We start from the raw sequence: 16,763 nt of genomic DNA, 5'->3' as shown, positions 1-16,763 counted from the left end.
TTCATTCTAGGAGGTGACGCCGAGGCGTCATGGAAGTTTATACAACAATCTTGGTTTTGAGCCAATTTATCTAGGTAAATGTTGTATTCTGTGCAGGATTTCTTAGCACTCGCTCCCTCCTAACGTAAATCAAGATGATCCATCTACCGTGTGCGCGACAACCTTCACCATTCAGCGCTTATGTGCCTCAATATTGACCCACAACGCGGGCTCAATATAAACAGCGGCAGCCCAGGACTTAATTTTCACGTCCGAGGCTGCCGCTGTTTTTACACCAGTCTGATTAGGAAACTTGCGGATTGAACATAGGAAATCCGCCAGTGATCAACAACCTTCACCATTCAGCGCTTATGTGCCTCAATATTGACCCACAACGCGGGCTCAATATAAACAGCGGCAGCCCAGGACTTAATTTTCACGTCCGAGGCTGCCGCTGTTTTTACACCAGTCTGATTAGGAAACTTGCGGATTGAACATAGGAAATCCGCCAGTGATCAGCGGCATGACCCGCTTCGCAAGTTCGGAGGGAGACTCCGCTCTTCCTTCCACATTCCAGCGGTAGGTTACGCCATATAAGGACCAGCTCAGCAGGGTGGCGGCAGTGGCAAGCGGCTTCGAGTCTGCAGCCGAAGCTGATCCGTTGATCAACTGAAGGATAAGCTTTTCAAGATGCAGCTTGATATTCTCCTCAAGCAGGAGAGCGACAGAATCATATCTTTTGAAGCAGCGGTGGCTGGTTTCATGATAATTACATAAGGCTACGATAAGCTCCTGAAGCGTCTTTTCGGTCAACGGTCCTGTTGCATCGACTTTATGAAGGACCATATTTGTAAAGGCATCTAATAAAAAGGCTTCGAACAGCGCATATTTATCCTGGAAATGTGCATAAAAGGTGGTCCTGTTAATAGTGGCTGCTTTGGTAATATCGCCGACAGTTATCGAGTTGAAGTCCATGATATTCAATTGCCGGATAAAGGCATCCAGAATTAATTGACGGGTCCGGATCACCCGCGGGTCGTTAGGATTGGGGGGAAGAATACTAGCCATCCAAGGAACACCCCTTTCAGTAGAGATTATAATCCTCTTATTATAAACATGTGCTCAGCAGACAACAAATATGATTTGCCAATACGACAGTTTTTCCGGCTTCTAGCTTAAGCAACAACTTGGGCAGATTGTTGGTTGAAGGGTGGGATGGGGCTTGTTAATATTGCATTCATACCCGCTTTGAGAATAATCATTCAACCTACAGGAGGCGTTAACCATGACTAAACAACAGGAGCAAATCCATACCCTGGATTCCTTATTTGAACCGTACACGGTTCAACAATTAACTTTACCGAACCGGATTGTAATGTCACCGATGGCACGCGCTTTTGCACCGGAGGGTGTGCCGGGTGAAGATATGGCAGCCTATTACCGCCGCCGAGCTGAGAATGGGGTGGGGCTTATCATCACCGTTGGCATGATTGACCATCCGGCTGCAAGCGTTGATCCGGGACTTCCTAATCTCTTTGGCGAAGCCGCTCTGAACGGCTGGCGTGAAGTCGTCAGACAGGTTCATGAGGCCGGCGGGGTCATTTTCCCCCAATTATCACATATGGGAATGATTCGTTCCATGGGTTCCCAGCCTTACCCGGATGCACCATCGATCGGGCCATCAGGACTCGATATGCAGGGGAACAATATAAGCGAGCCGCTGACAGAAGAAGAGATTTCCGGCGTCATTCAGGCTTATGCCGATGCGGCAGTGAATGCGCAGCAGGCTGGCTTCGATGGGATCGAGCTTTCCGGCGGCCACGGCTTATTGATTGACCAATTCTTCTGGGAACAAACCAATCAGCGGACGGACCGCTATGGAGGCGATTTCCTGAAGCGCACCCGGTTTGCTGCCGAAGTTGTCCAGGCTGTCCGCGCTGCAGTCGGACCGGATTATCCGATTTCCATCCGGTTGTCCCAGTGGAAAATGACGGATTACACGGCGAAGCTGGTAGATACACCGGAGCAGCTGAAGCAATTCCTGGATGTGCTGGTACAGGCCGGCGTGGATATTTTCCATATCTCGACCCGCCGGTTCTGGGACCCGGAATTCGCGGGCTCGGAGCTGGGTCTCGCCGGATGGGTGAAGAAGCTCACCGGGAAGACAACGATTGCTGTTGGTTCCGTAGGCATGGACAATGATCCCGCTGAAGGCGGGGAAGCGGATCATCAAGGGATGGATGAACTGCTGAAGCGGCTGGACAATCAGGAGTTCGATCTGGTAGCGGTCGGACGCGCGCTGCTGGGTGATCCGGCATGGGCGAAGAAAATCCGTGAGGGCAAGGTGGAGGAGATTCAAGCCTTTACTCCTGAGGCGGCGGCCCAACTGTATTGAAGCATAGAGAGTGTTTATAAGCGCACAAATAAGGCTGCCCATGGGCAGCCTTAACTTTATTTAGACTATTTTCTAAGGTGAATAATTTCCAATATCCGCTCTCTATTACCCTTTCTCCGCCATATAGGTCTTCTGCGTCCGGAGGACCGGGAAGAGCCAATACATCCACACCACGGTAATGACGAGTGTACCAAGCCCGCCAATAACTGTCGCTGGTACGGCACCGACCAGACCGGCCATCGTGCCGGACTCGAATTCGCCCAGCTGGTTCGAGGTGCCGATGAACAGTGAGTTGACGGCGTTGACCCGGCCCTGCATCTCTTGCGGCGTGTTGACCTGAACCAGCGTCGAACGGATTACGACGCTTACGACGTCGGAAGCGCCGATGAGGAACAGCGCGAAGAGCGAGAGCCAGAAGCTGTGGGACACCCCGAACAGAATCGTCGCCAAGGCAAACACAACGAGGGAGGCGAACAGTGTCTTGCCGATTGCTTTCTCCACCGAATATCGGGTTAGAATCAGCGACACAAGGATCGCCCCGACCGCCGGCGCAGAGCGCAGCAGTCCCAGACCGAGTGAGCCGGTCTTCAGGATATCCTCGGCGAAGATCGGCAGCAAGGCAGTCGCACCGCCAAGCAGCACGGCGAACAGATCAAGCGAGATGGTGCCGAGAATGATTTTGCGGGCAAAGACAAACTTCAAGCCGCTGAGGAACGTGTCCATATTGACGGCGTCCAGCTTCTTCACGAAGTGAACGGTCTTGACGAAGAAGATGAGCACGGTCGAGATCAGCAGCGCTGCAAGTGAGGCAATGTAGGCAGCGGCAGTACCCCAAACGACAAGCACTCCTCCAAGTGACGGGCCGACGATCATTGCGGTCTGCATTGCGGAGGCAGACCAGGCTGCGGCCTTCGGCAGCTGTTCCCGGTCCACGATGTCCGGCACAAGCGCAGCAGAGGCTGGGCCTTCGAAGGTACGGCAGGCGCCGAGAATGGCGGCGGCGACCAGCAGATGAAGCGAGCCCAGCCAGCCCTGCACACTGCCGAGGACGAGCAGCAGGACAACTACGCTCTCCATCAGCTGGCAGAGATAGACGATAGTCCGGCGGTCGTACCGGTCAGCGGTCTGTCCGGCCGGCAGTGTCAGCAGGAGCATCGGCAGGAATTGCGCCAGGCCGACAAGGCCCAGCTGGAAGGCGCTGTCAGTCAGCGCGTACATCTGCCAGCCAATGGCGACAGACAGCATCTGAAAAGCGCTGGTCGAGAATATCCGTGCGATCCACAGGCGCAGGAACGAGCGGTTATGTAGTACGGACGAGCCTTTTGGATTCAAAACATGTCATCCTTTCTAATTCACAGGTATACATTAAACTCATTACATACCTGAGTTCTTCGCATGCATCTCGGGATGCTCCCGCCGGATCAGTGCATAATTCTTCCCGTACCGGTCCTCCAGCTCCCTGGCAAAATCCTTTTCGATCCGCATCATCACAACATCGTGGAAATACGAGGTCTGCAGTACGTTAAGCACCGCCGGGTGGTTGCTCTCCAGCGCCGATACCGGCGCGTGCCGGCTGAAGCTGCCGATGACCGCCGTTTCCTTATCCAGCAGCATGGAGAAATTGCGTGACCGATGCGGTCCCCCCGGCGGCACACTATGTACGATTACATGTTCAAGCTCTGTCGGCGTTTCACCGATGACCATGAGATGAACGGCGGTACCCCGGTGCTCGGCTGAGAGCAGCGATTCCTCGACCCAATGCAGATCCTCTGCCCAAAGATCGACCAGAATCTCCTCCCTGGCATTGGCGGCGAGGCGGCGGATCGCCAGATCCACCTGCTGATCTCCTTTCCAGTTACTGAAGAAGGGCGGTGTATCCGGCAGGGTAGTCAGCTCACTCTCCAGTAAGCGGGCAGTGCGTTCGAACTCCGATTGCAGCAGTTTCACAACTTGCCCGATCGGGATTGCAGCGAAGGTAATCGGCTCACCTTCTTCGGCCCGGCAGACACCTTTCTCCACAAGACCGCGCAGCGCAGCGTATACATTCGAGCGTGAAACTGACACCTGCTTAGAGACTTCATATCCTGAGGAGGGCGGCTGGCCATGCAGCGCCAGATAACAGCGGGCTTCGAGATCGGACAAGCCGAGTTTCCGTAAAGCATCAATCATTGGGGGCCTCCTTTGTATTCGATGATCTTCCAAACATATTAGAAGTATTTCAAAATACTACTCCTGTCTTAAGTAGCTGTCAAGACTACCGCAGCATAATTTTTCCCGCTCAATTCATCCTGAAGCTCCATTTGGGAGGATTGGACGCTCTAAGGGCCGCCGGTTGACAACGCAGGTAGTAAGCAGGTATATTTATTTAATAGTAAATATTACGATTAAATACTAACAACCCAGTTAAGGAGCTTCAATACAACAATGAATAAAAATAGTAGCAATCAGCGTCTTCCCAGAGCTAAAGGGATAGATATGGGTACATATTATACACCTAAAGAATGTGCCAGGAAGGTAAAGCACCTTGTTCTGCCCCAGATGAACCGCAAGATTGTTGAGGAGTTCATTACCATTCTGGGGATGCGTGCTACCTTCGAAGAACACAACGTACCCATTCCCAATAAAGTGGTCATGTATGGTCCGCCAGGCACCGGGAAAACATTGACCGCATTCTATATGGCTCAGATGCTGGAGCTTCCGCTTATTCTGGTTCGGCTGGATGCGGTTATTCACAGTCATTTGGGGGAGACCGGCAGCAATATCCGCAAAATATTCGAATATGCCAAAGCAACACCCTGCGTCCTCTTCCTCGATGAATTTGATGCGATTGCAAGAACACGGGAGAGCAATGATGAGGTCAAAGAGATGGCACGCGCAGTAAATACCCTGCTGCAATGTCTGGATGACTTCGGCGACAGCAGTATTTTTGTAGCGGCAACGAATTTGGAGAATGAACTGGACCGGGCGATCTGGAGAAGATTTGATACGAAGATGACTTATTCGCTGCCGGATGAATTCAGCAGACGTCAATATATTGAACTATTGATTAACGGATTTGATGGTGAAGCGGGGTTGACGGAAGAGGTATGCGGGCGCCTTGCGGGATGCAGCTTCGCAGATATTGAACAGATTGTGCTGAAAGCCAAACGGAAGGCAATTATAGAGCATAGCCCCTTAACGCGAGAACATATTGTGCTATCCTATGAGGAATATAGTCCGTCCTTATAAAAGATAGAGTGTAATTTGAACGTCCCGGATGATGCTTGTACAGATCACCGGGACGTTTTGTTTTGTGAGCGAGAACAGCCCGTTTCGTGATATGTTTGATGCAATACGTCGCAGGACCGATAACCACTGTAAGTTCTATCACATCTTATTTACATAAAATGAAACCCGGAGGTTGAATGATCGTGCCCAAATTAACCGGAGCAGCAGCAGTGATTGTAGATTCTGACGGTAAAATATTATTAGTGAAGCATAGCTACGGCAAAAACAACTGGGAATTGCCCGGCGGAAAAGGGGAGGACAATGAGTCCGCAGAGGAAACCGCGCAAAGAGAGGTGTTTGAAGAAGTGGGACTGGAGGTTAGCATCGAAGAGTTGACCGGGGTGTATTATGAAGCGGTGCATGATATGCATCATTTTGTTTTTATAGCGGATAACGTCAATCATCAAGTGCCACAGCCCACTTCTCCGGAGATTGTAGAATGCGGATTCTACTCCAAAGATGAACTGCCCAAACCGATCAGTGATTTTACTTGTAACCGTATAGAGCATGCTCTGAATCCTGATCGGAAACAGCTATTTCATACGGTGGGGCCGAGACAATGGTTTGAATAATACAGAATACTACAGTGCATCAGAAAAGGAGTACATTGCAACGGCAATCTGCTCCTTTTCTGATGCTCACAAGTAACCGTTAGTGGAATCCACTTTAGCAATTGCTTGAATAACCACCATATGTTGTGAAATATTGTCTCTCTATCGGGACATGCTATCCGTTACGTTCTTATTATGCTACAGATCATGAAATGTTGAACGTACTTACTACTCACAGATTCTATCCAGCAAGGCTCCCAGCTGATCTGCCAATACCAGATAAGTTACAGGTCTATCGTTCATGAACCACCATTCGACAACGCCAACATACGAAGCGGCCACAAAATTCACGACCAGATCCTGATTTAATCCTTCATTCTTCCCTTTGGTGTTGTCCACCTCATCCTGGAACTCATCCACCAGAAACTCCAGGAACCGGCTGCGGAAGAACGGAGCCCCTTTACTGGCCAGCATCGTGGAGAAAAAGGCGTAATGGGACTCGAAATATTCCGTCCACAATACGGACCCGGTTGCAAAATCCAGATCTGCTGCGGCTGCACATCTTACCCGTAACTCGTCAATATGAGTCTCTATCAGTTTATCCAGCAGGTCGTATTTATCCATATAGTGCAGGTATATCGTTCCGCGGCTGACGTTAGCCCGATCCGAAAGATCCTGAATGGTAATATCGTCGAAACTCTTTTCCTTCATCAGGTCAATGATTGCAGCCTTTAAGGCTTCCTGGGTCTTAAGGATTCTCCTGTCGATCTTGGTCATATCATTCACCGGGCTTTCTAATATTTATACTTGGTTATAATTATAAACAATTGTATATTATTTTATCAAACGAATTCTTACGATAATGAACAAATTCCTGCATTCGTTTCAGTATTGTACAAAAACGGCGAAATCAGCAATTGGAAAGTTACTGAATGTTGTTATAATAATAGACGTGAGTACATTAACGTGAGCTGTCACAACCATAATAAATGAAAGAAGGAATCTACGATGGAAAATGAACACCTTAGCAGCAGCACCATTTTCCCGCTAGGCAACAAAGTTAAAGCTAATTTCACAGGCGATGCTTACCTGCAGATGATATTTACAGATCCGGCACCGCTGAATACGGCAATCGGCAATGTGACCTTTGCTCCAGGCGCCCGCAATAACTGGCATGCTCATCAGGCGGGACAAGTTCTGCTAGTCACCGGCGGCAACGGCTGGTATCAGGAAGAAGGCCAACCGGCACGGCTGCTCCAGACAGGTGATGTAGTTAACATCCCGGCTAACGTGAGACATTGGCATGGTGCAACCAAGGACAGCTGGTTTGTACATCTGGCTATGACCCCGGGACCAACAGACTGGTTCGAAGCCGTTCATGACGAATGGTATGCTGAATTATAATAGATAATTATAGGGAAACGGAGGGTTTGGCTATGGAATATATTAAGTTCGGAAATACAGGGATGGATGTGTCGCGGATTTGTCTGGGTTGTATGAGCTTTGGTGAGGTGCTGCCGGGAGGCCATCAGTGGGTTCTGGATGAAGCGCACAGCCGGCCGATTATCAAAAAAGCCCTGGACCTCGGGATCAACTTTTTTGATACAGCGAACGTTTACGCCAATGGAACAAGTGAAGAAATTACCGGACGCGCGCTGAAGGAATATGCGAACCGGGATGAACTGGTTCTCGCTACGAAGGTCTGGGGACGTATGCATGAGGGTCCGAATGGTGCCGGGTTGTCCCGGAAATCCATTATGAGCGAGATCGATAAAAGCTTGAAGCGGCTGGGCACGGATTATGTAGATCTCTACATCATCCACCGCTGGGATTACAACACGCCGATTGAAGAAACGATGGAAGCTATGCATGATGTAGTGAAGGCCGGAAAAGCCCGGTATATCGGCGCGTCGGCAATGTTCGCCTGGCAGTTTCAAAAGGCCCAGCATGTGGCCGAGAAGAATGGCTGGACAAGGTTCGTCTCGATGCAGAATCACCTGAATCTCATCTACCGTGAAGAGGAAAGGGAGATGATGCCGCTCTGCAAGGATCAGAAAATTGCGGTCACTCCTTACAGCCCCCTGGCCTCAGGCAGACTGATTCGTGATTGGTCAGAAAGCACTCACCGGTCCGAGACCGACCATGTCCAGAAATGGAAATACGACTCTACCGCTGATGCAGACCGTCTGATCGTCCAGCGTGTGGCGTCTCTGGCCGAAGAGCGCGGTGTACCGCGCATCCATATCGCACTAGCCTGGCTGCTGCAGAAAGAATCTGTAGCTGCCCCAATTATAGGCGCAACGAAGCTGTCGCAGCTCGAAGATGCTGCCGGTGCACTGCAGGTGAAATTAACAGCTGAAGAGATTAATTTCCTTGAAGAGCTGTATGTTCCGCACAACGTAGTTGGAGCGCAGTAGTTACAATAGACAGATAATTTAAGTGAAAAGGGTGGAACTTAGACCAGCTTGTTCGGACGTAATATTACGCTTACCGGCGGGCCGGCACCCACTCGTGCATACATGGAAGAATTGTTACCGAATATACTTGACGGTACCCTTGAACCTGGACGTGTCTTCGACGTAACCGTTGATTTGGACGGGGTTCCGGAAGGTTACCGCGCGATGGACAACAGGGAAGCCCTTAAAGTACTGATCAGACCTTAAGGTGAGCAGAGAATATTTTAATGACATAGTGTAGTTGAACTTAAGCGGCTGATCCTGAACATTTAGGATCAGGGCCGCTTTATGTGTTGAATGATGTTCTTTGTCGGCAGTTTATCATCGGTCAAATCTTCTTTTTGCTAGGTTGGTCCGGTAATGGTTAGTAAGCGGCAGTTACAGGTAATAAGTCTAGAGGCAGTTGATTCCAGCCGGATCTGTGAAGTATGCTAACTACTATACCAAACCGACAGGATGAGGACTTATGAAAAAAGCAATAATAACGACACTGTTGATCTCCAGTCTGCTGTTAAGCGGCTGTGGCAATAATGAGGCCGACAACGGCAATGCGGCGGCCCCAGAACAGACTGGGGCTGAAAGTTCTGTAACACCGGAGGCTACACCAGCTGCGACAGCGGTTGCCACTGTGCAGCCTACTCCCGAAGCTACAACGACGGCAGCTCCCTCACCGGAGACTACTGCTGAAGCTACTTCGGAGCCGGAGGCGTCCACGCGTCAGGCCTACTTTGACAAACTGGATAAGATTGAAGAGGGGTTGTCAGACCTGAAGGCTATATCGGATAAAGGCACAACGCTTGCAATGTCAGTAGCGGCCGTTCAGGAGAACGAACGGTGGGACAAAGCGCTGAATGAGATTTACCAGGTGCTCAAACAGCAGCTCCCCGAAGCAGAAATGGCTAAGCTGAAAGAGGAACAGCGGAACTGGATTACACTCCGCGATGAGACGGCGGCCAAGGCTGCAGCCAAATACGAAGGCGGGACAGCGGAGGGACTGGAATATGCCATCACGCTGGCCGGTGTTACCCGGGACCGGTGCTATAAGCTGGTCGAGTTGTATATGAACTAAGGACAGCGGGCGTATAGTAAGCGTACAGGTATAATTTTACTGGAAGTCCTGACAGGCAGTTTGCCTCTCAGGATTTCTTTTTTGGTTGTGCCTGTAAGGATGATTTATAACATGAACTATATAAATCCTTATATTTTAAAATAGTCGATTCTGGGTTAAAAGTGCGTTTTTTTGAGCAGAATTGAATCCCATTATTTGATACACTTGTGCATATTTGGTGGGACATAATGAAAGGGGATGATTACCTCTGGCTGAGCGGGTATAGCATATTGAGATTAAGAGGACTGCAGCAGGTATGTTAAATGACAACTATGATGTGAACGTACAAGTTTCCCCCGATTTCTAAATGAGTTTAGAATAATAGGAGGAGTTAAGTACATGGGCAAAAAAAAAATTTTCGTCAAGAAATCAGTGTTCGCATTCTTATTATCATTACTACTGGTTATCCCGCTTGCCATTCCGGCATCTCCGGTACATGCAGAATCAACGGGCAGTCTTCCCGCACGTCAGGCAGAATATCTGAACCGGGGGTTAGTAGCGGTCCTGGTTGATAACGGTGTCTACTTGAGCTGGAGGTACTTGAATACGGATTCAGATGAAATCGCTTTCAATGTATATAAAAACGGATATAAAGTAAACTCAGCTCCGATCAGCGGCTCCACCAATTACGTGGACGCGACAGGCGCAGACAGTTCCCAGTATCAGATTTCTACCGTCATTGCCGGTAAGGAAGAGATGCAGGCAGAGACCGTACCGGTGCTGCACAACGGCTATATGCCCATTCCGCTGGATAAACCGGCTGACGGCCGCACCAAAGACGGCGGCACGTATTCCTACTACGCCGGAGATGCTTCTGTAGGAGATTTGGATGGCGACGGTGATTATGAAATCGTTTTCTTGTGGAGTCCGAGCAATTCCAAGGACAATTCACAGGCCGGATATACCGGCAACGTCTATATCGATGCCATTGAAATGGATGGCACGAAGTTATGGCGAATCGACCTGGGTGTCAACATCCGCGCCGGAGCCCACTATACTCAACTGATGGTGTATGATCTGGACGGCAACGGCAAAGCTGAAGTCGTCGTCAAAACAGCGGACGGCACGAAGGACGGCCAAGGCACAGTCATCGGTGACGGCACGAAGGATTACCGCAATGAGAGCGGATATATCCTCTCCGGAGTAGAATATCTGACGCTGTTTGACGGTCAGACCGGAGCAGCCGTATCCACCGTGAATTACGACCCTCCAAGAGGGGATGTAAGTGCGTGGGGGGACGGATACGGCAACCGCGTAGACCGCTTCCTGGCGGGGATTGCCTATCTGGATGGCGTGAAGCCAAGCGTAGTCATGGCCCGCGGCTACTATACACGAACGACTCTCACAGCTTACGACTATGTTGGCGGCGAGCTGGTGAAACGCTGGAACTTCGACACGAATGAAGCCGGAGCGCAATATGAGGGACAGGGCAATCACAATCTAAGCGTGCTTGATGTTGACAGTGACGGTAAAGACGAAATCATGTACGGTTCCCTGGCGATTGATGATGATGGAGCCCTAATCTACAGCACCGGACTCGGCCATGGCGATGCGATGCATGCCGGCAAGCTCGATCCGGGCCGGGAAGGTTACCAGATTGTGAGTGTGCATGAGCATACGAACGCTGAATACGGGCTGGAGATGCGTGATGCTGCAACGGGTGAGATTATCTGGGGCCAGTATACCGGTAAGGATACCGGACGCGGAATGTCGGCGGATATTGATCCGAACTACCCGGGATATGAATCATGGGCAGCCACGATTGTGGAGGGTCAGATGGACCCTTTATCCCGCGGATATGCGGCTAATGGAGAGGTTATTTATGAACAGAATGAAGTGCCGCGAAGCGCCAACTTTGCCATCTGGTGGGACGGGGATCTTCAGCGGGAGCTGTTCGACCATGAATGGAATAACACTACAGCGAAAGGCATTCCGCTCGTTTACAAGTGGGATTATGAGAATAAGCAGCTGAAGGAGATTTTCCGGGCAACCGGTACCTTGACCAATAATCATACCAAAGGCAATCCTGCCCTTCAGGCGGATATCCTGGGCGATTGGCGTGAAGAGCTGCTGCTGCGCAGCGAAGACAGCTCGGAGTATAGACTCTTTACGACAACCATTCCTACGAATTACCGGATTCCTGCGCTGATGCAAGATCCGGTATACCGTTTAGGGATAGCCTGGCAGAATGTCGCGTACAACCAGCCGCCGCATACCGGATTCTATCTCGGAGCGGAAGCGACCGAATTCCCTAAAGCGAAGGTCACTCTGACCGGAGCACAAGAAACACCTCAGCAGGTCTATCACTTTGACTTCGGTACGGACCCGGCTGCCGGAGCAACAGCAGTTCAGGATACAGCTTACACAGAGGCAACCGGATACGGCTTTGAGAGTACAAGCGGAATTACACTGGGCGCAAATCATGTTTCGCTTCCGGACAACACGAAGTTTGCTGTTGACCTGCCGAGTGCCAATTACAAGGTAACTCTCAAGCTTGGTGCTGATACCCGGGATTCCAATATCGGCGTCAAATCTGAATTTGTTCAAAAGCTGGCCGTCACTGGTGTGAGCGCGGGAGCACCTCTGGTCTACTCGTATGATATTGCGGTTGTAGACGGTCAGCTGGAGCTCATTTTCTCCGGCACAGCCATTGACGTGCAGGAGATTATTATCGAGAAGTACCCGGAGAAGACGCCGGGAAATGCGAAGACGATCTATATGGCCGGTGATTCCACGATGCAGTCTTATAGCAGTGCGCAGGCTCCCCAAGAAGGGTGGGGCCAGCAATTCGGACGATATTTTGCGAATGGTGTGGTGGTCCAGAACGATTCGATCGGCGGCAGAAGCAGCAAATCGTTCATGGTTGACGGCCGTCTGGATACGATATTGCAGCGGATCAAACCGGGAGACTTCTTCTTCATCTCCTTCGGTCATAACGATGCCAGCATAGGAATTCCTGACCGCTATGCCTCCCCGGCGGATTATAAAACCTACCTGGCCCGTTATGTGAACGGAGCCAAGCAGCGCGGTGCAACCCCTGTCCTGCTTACGCCGGTAGGACGAAGAGACTTCAATACAGTCACTCAGGAATTTAACTTAAGCTTCCCCGAATATGTGAAGGCGGCCAAAGAAGTAGCAGTAGAACTGAATGTACCGCTGATCGATTTGAGCCAGTTAAGCATTGCGGATTACAATCGTATCGGCCTGGCGGCTACGGAGAAAATCTTCCTGTACGCTAATCCCGGCGAATATCCGAAGTACCCGAACGGAGTAGGGGATAATACGCATTTCAGCAGCTACGGTGCGCAGGTTATTGCCGGTCTGGTAGCCGGTGCGGTGAAAGACATGGGATTAACCATATCACCTTTAGTAATCGATCCGGATATTACGGAACCGGAGCCAGAACCGGAGGTTCAGGTCTATGAGGAGAACTTTGAGGGTGATCCGGCTACCGCTCAATATTCAATGGTGAATGCCACGGGTATAGCCGGGACAATGACAGGCACGGTCACCGAGCAAAGCGGTAACAAGGTGATGTCGGTTACCGGTTCCGGCTCCGGGAATCGCGCGAAAGTGTTCCGGTTGTTCGATGCGGTGAACGGGGACATCGTTAATGTTAATTTCAACTGGCATTCCGGCAACGTAGGTGCTACCCCGTCAGAAGGACATCTGACCTTGCAGGATGCAAACGAGAATATCATTCTCACACTGTTAACAAAAACAGGAACAACCAGTCCCGGTACAAAAATCCATTATTTTGTGGGCCCGTACACACCTGACTACGGAACCGGCACCACAGCTGTTCCGGATGGCGGAATTGCGACGGACATTCTGAAGAACCAGTGGGTCAATGCCAATGTGAAGATTAATTTTGCCGAGAAGAAGATTGATCTGACATTGACGAGTCTGGCTGACCCCACTGTCACTCAGACGATCAAGGATATCCCGATGAGTCCCGGCGTTTATGCCAATAACGTAAGGGGATTCCGGTTCCTGGGAACGAGAAAGGGAGGCGGCGGCACGCTCAGTTGGACCACGCAGATCGATAATGTGAAGCTCGAAGGCAAGATGCTTCCACCGGTTGCAGGCGATCAGGCGGCATTAATTGCGCTGCATCAAGAAGTGAAAGCCTTGGATCTGTCAGCCTATACGGACGCATCTGTAGCTGTGCTAAATAAAGCTTTGGCGGCTGTGGAAGCAGTGCTGGGTACAGCTGCCACACAGGCTCAAGTCGACCATGCAGTGAACCTGCTGACAGTCGCGAGGGAATCACTGACCAGTAGCCCGGCTGGTGATATCAGCGTATACAAATTTGATTTCGGCTCCGGAAGCGCTGCGCAAGGATACACCAGCGTAGATTCCAAAAGAGCTTATATTGAAGGGAATGGCTATGGCTTTACGGATACCGCGCTGGTACAGGATGAGAACCGCGAAACCGGAAATGCGCTGACAGAGGATTTCATCCGCATGAACGGCAGCAGCCTCCTGGTGGAAATGAAGCCGGCTAATTACCGTGTAACCATGACCATTGGTGATGCACAGGAAGCGACTAACGCTGCTGTGGTTGTCGAACAAATGACCAAAGTTCCGATTACTACTATAGCCAAAGGGCAGTTTAGCGAAGTGACTTATGACATTGCCCTGATTGACGGTGTCTTTGACTTTGCCTTCTCCGGCACTGCACCGAAGATCAACGCGCTGAAGATTGAGCGGCTGCCGGAGGCCGGTGCCGCTGACCAGCCGACTCTCTATCTGGCAAGTGATTCCACGGTCGCCAATTATGCAGAAAGCTATCGCCCGCAGGCCGGATGGGGCGAGACACTGGGCGGTTACTTCGATCTGGAACAGATTCGTATTGATAACCGTGCTGTCAGCGGCTTAAGCAGCAAGACCTTCATGGTTGGCGGATATCTTAACGATATCCTGCTGGGCATTCATGAAGGAGATTATCTGTTCATGCAGTGGTCGCATAATGATTCCACACCGTCCCGGCCGGAACGTTATCTTACACCGGAGCAGTTCAAGGTGTATCTGAAAGATTACATTAACGGTACTGTGCAGAGAGGCGCAATTCCTGTGCTGGTCACGCCGGTGAACCGGCGCGATTTCACCGGAGAAGTATTGAACAAGAGCTTCCCGGAATATGTGCAAGCGATGAAAGAAACGGCACAGGAGACCGGAGCCCTGCTGATTGATCTGAATCAAGCCAGCTGGGAATCTTTCCAGGAGCTTGGACCGGAAGGTACCAAATCCATATTTATGTGGGTAGGTACAACTGAGGACAACACACATCTTCAGATGAACGGTGCGGTAAAGGTATCCGGGATGGTCGCAAAGCTTGTGCAAAAGCTGGACATTCCGCTCTCTGCCTTAGTTACACTGGTGGATGAGCCTTCGGATGAGACAGCGCCGCATACTACTGCGGCTATGGCAGGAGAGTTGCAGAATGGCTGGTATACTTCAGCGGTAGAAGTTACGTTTACCGCAACGGATGAAGATTCCGGAGTCGATTCGACTTACTATCAAGTCGACGGCGGAGAGATTCAGAGCGGAACGAAGCTGACGCTGAGCGATGAGGGCAAGCACAGCGTCACTTACTGGAGCGTTGACCTGGACGGCAATAAGGAGGCTGAACAGATACTTGCGGTGCCTGTGGATCTCGCCCCTCCGGCCATCTATATTCAGGGCCAGACAGAATACACGATTGACCAGCAGGTAGAGATTATTTATACAGCTTCCGATACCGTGTCCGGTGTAGCAGAACCAAGCGGCGTGCTGTTGAACGCTCCTGCTTATACGCTGGAGCCTGGCTTGCATGAGGTAACAGCTACGGTGTCCGACTTAGCGGGCCGGGAAACGAGTGTGGATTTCAGTTTCGGCATTTCGGCTACCTTTGCAAGTTTGGCTGAGCTGACACGTACCTTCGCAGCCGCATCGGAAGATCCGGGCGCCGGGGCACTTGCCGAAGAATTGGGAGGCAAACTGCAGCTGGCAGAACTAGCAGCGGGTGCACATGAAGGTGCGAAGGCACGGCAGCTGCTCGCAGCCTATGGCAATGATGTCAATGCCGGCAGAAATACGGTATTTACAGCGGAACAGGCAGATGTACTCAGTAAGTGGGCAGCATGGATCAGCCAGGGAACGCCACTTGCGGACAGTGCCCCCGGCACTCCTGTATTGTCCGACAACAACGGCCATGATACTGGGCTAAGAGACGGAGATTACGCCATCACCATGAATCTCTGGTGGGGGAACAACGGCACAAAGTTCAAGCTGTATGAGAACGGTGAGCTGATCCAAGAAGTGTCTCTGGCAGACCAGTCCCCTTCCGCCCAGTCTGTACAGATCGATATTGCCGGCAAACGGAATGGTACGTATGTCTATACAGGCGAACTGAGCAATTCATACGGTACAACGAAGAGTGCCCCGCTGAGTGTAACAGTCTCGGATGCCTCTCCAGGGCAAGCCGTATTGTCTAACGACAACTGGGACGGGGACGGCAGCTATAATGTAAGTATGAATCTGTGGTGGGGTACGAATGCTACCGGATATGAGCTATATGAGAATGGAATTCTGGTAGATACCCAAACCCTGCGGGCACAGACACCAGGTGCACAATCGGCAGTCACTGCAATTTCCGGCAAAGCTCCGGGGACCTATGAATACGAGGTGGTGTTACGCAACCCGGCGGGTGAAACCAGAACGCCGAAGATGATCGTCACGGTACGGAAATAGACCGGTCAGGCTGATAGCCTGGCAGATGCCTAAGCTTCACATTCAGGAAAGTCCGTGACCCGGACTTTCCTTTTTTTATTGCATAGGAAATGATGATAGGCTTGAGTTGTGGACAATAGGTTTCTTTCGAATTTGGAGCAGATCTGTCAGAAGGACGAATGTGTTCTTGTATCAGGAATCCCACTGAATCCCCGGAAGTCGGGCCAAAGGAGGGCCAATGTATGCGAAAAATCGAACACATTGTGCTTCCATGGAGGTAACCGGACCATATG

The 16,763-nt window shown here is 50.9% G+C and carries 12 protein-coding genes; 8 read left to right on the top strand and 4 right to left on the bottom strand.

Annotated features, from left to right (window positions below; translation table 11 throughout):
- Window positions 1–453: 453 nt before the first annotated feature.
- Window positions 454–1,047, bottom strand: a complete 594-nt coding sequence (locus QW71_RS01765) for a TetR/AcrR family transcriptional regulator (RefSeq protein WP_047013550.1) — start codon at window positions 1,045–1,047, stop codon at window positions 454–456.
- A gap of 217 nt (window positions 1,048–1,264) precedes the next feature.
- Between QW71_RS01765 and QW71_RS01760 the strand changes: the two genes are divergently transcribed.
- Entirely contained in the window at window positions 1,265–2,374 is a 1,110-nt protein-coding gene (locus QW71_RS01760) for an NADH:flavin oxidoreductase (protein ID WP_039292264.1), read from the top strand.
- A 105-nt stretch (window positions 2,375–2,479) separates the two neighbouring features.
- Here QW71_RS01760 and QW71_RS01755 read toward each other — a convergent pair whose 3' ends face one another.
- A complete protein-coding gene (locus tag QW71_RS01755; protein ID WP_039292262.1) occupies window positions 2,480–3,706 on the bottom strand; it encodes an MFS transporter in 1,227 nt (408 codons plus the stop codon).
- Between the two features lie 42 nt (window positions 3,707–3,748).
- Complete coding sequence (locus QW71_RS01750) at window positions 3,749–4,543, bottom strand: TrmB family transcriptional regulator (RefSeq protein ID WP_039292260.1); 795 nt, start codon at window positions 4,541–4,543, stop codon at window positions 3,749–3,751.
- A gap of 255 nt (window positions 4,544–4,798) precedes the next feature.
- On the opposite strand from QW71_RS01750, the gene QW71_RS01745 reads away from it, so the two are divergent.
- Complete coding sequence (locus QW71_RS01745) at window positions 4,799–5,602, top strand: AAA family ATPase (protein WP_039292258.1); 804 nt, start codon at window positions 4,799–4,801, stop codon at window positions 5,600–5,602.
- A 182-nt stretch (window positions 5,603–5,784) separates the two neighbouring features.
- Window positions 5,785–6,213, top strand: coding sequence for an NUDIX hydrolase (locus tag QW71_RS37660; RefSeq protein WP_160311766.1), 429 nt, complete (start codon window positions 5,785–5,787; stop codon window positions 6,211–6,213).
- A 207-nt stretch (window positions 6,214–6,420) separates the two neighbouring features.
- On the opposite strand, the gene QW71_RS01735 is transcribed toward QW71_RS37660, so the two are convergent.
- Window positions 6,421–6,969: a TetR/AcrR family transcriptional regulator gene (locus tag QW71_RS01735; RefSeq protein ID WP_039292256.1), complete on the bottom strand. Its 549-nt coding sequence runs from the start codon at window positions 6,967–6,969 to the stop codon at window positions 6,421–6,423.
- Between the two features lie 231 nt (window positions 6,970–7,200).
- Here QW71_RS01735 and QW71_RS01730 point away from each other — a divergent pair, with 231 nt between their 5' ends.
- The 5 genes from QW71_RS01730 (at window position 7,201) to QW71_RS01715 (ending at window position 16,491) form a co-directional block, all read left to right on the top strand.
- Window positions 7,201–7,596: a cupin domain-containing protein gene (locus tag QW71_RS01730; RefSeq protein ID WP_039292254.1), complete on the top strand. Its 396-nt coding sequence runs from the start codon at window positions 7,201–7,203 to the stop codon at window positions 7,594–7,596.
- 32 nt (window positions 7,597–7,628) lie between these two features.
- A complete protein-coding gene (locus QW71_RS01725) occupies window positions 7,629–8,609 on the top strand; it encodes an aldo/keto reductase (protein WP_039292252.1) in 981 nt (326 codons plus the stop codon).
- A 48-nt stretch (window positions 8,610–8,657) separates the two neighbouring features.
- The gene (locus tag QW71_RS38690; RefSeq protein WP_235441357.1) at window positions 8,658–8,855 is read left to right on the top strand and encodes a hypothetical protein; all 198 of its coding nucleotides are present in this window, start codon (window positions 8,658–8,660) and stop codon (window positions 8,853–8,855) included.
- Window positions 8,856–9,114: 259 nt separating this feature from the next.
- Window positions 9,115–9,717 carry a lysozyme inhibitor LprI family protein gene (locus QW71_RS37655; RefSeq protein ID WP_052769833.1) on the top strand — a complete coding sequence of 201 codons (603 nt, stop codon included), beginning with the start codon at window positions 9,115–9,117 and terminating at the stop codon, window positions 9,715–9,717.
- A gap of 378 nt (window positions 9,718–10,095) precedes the next feature.
- Window positions 10,096–16,491, top strand: coding sequence for a GDSL-type esterase/lipase family protein (locus tag QW71_RS01715; protein WP_039292250.1), 6,396 nt, complete (start codon window positions 10,096–10,098; stop codon window positions 16,489–16,491).
- Window positions 16,492–16,763: the final 272 nt, after the last annotated feature.

The organism is Paenibacillus sp. IHB B 3415 (genome assembly GCF_000802655.2).
Classification (GTDB): Bacteria; Bacillota; Bacilli; order Paenibacillales; family Paenibacillaceae; genus Paenibacillus_AQ; species Paenibacillus_AQ phytohabitans.
This window is presented reverse-complemented; position numbering and strand designations above follow the sequence as displayed.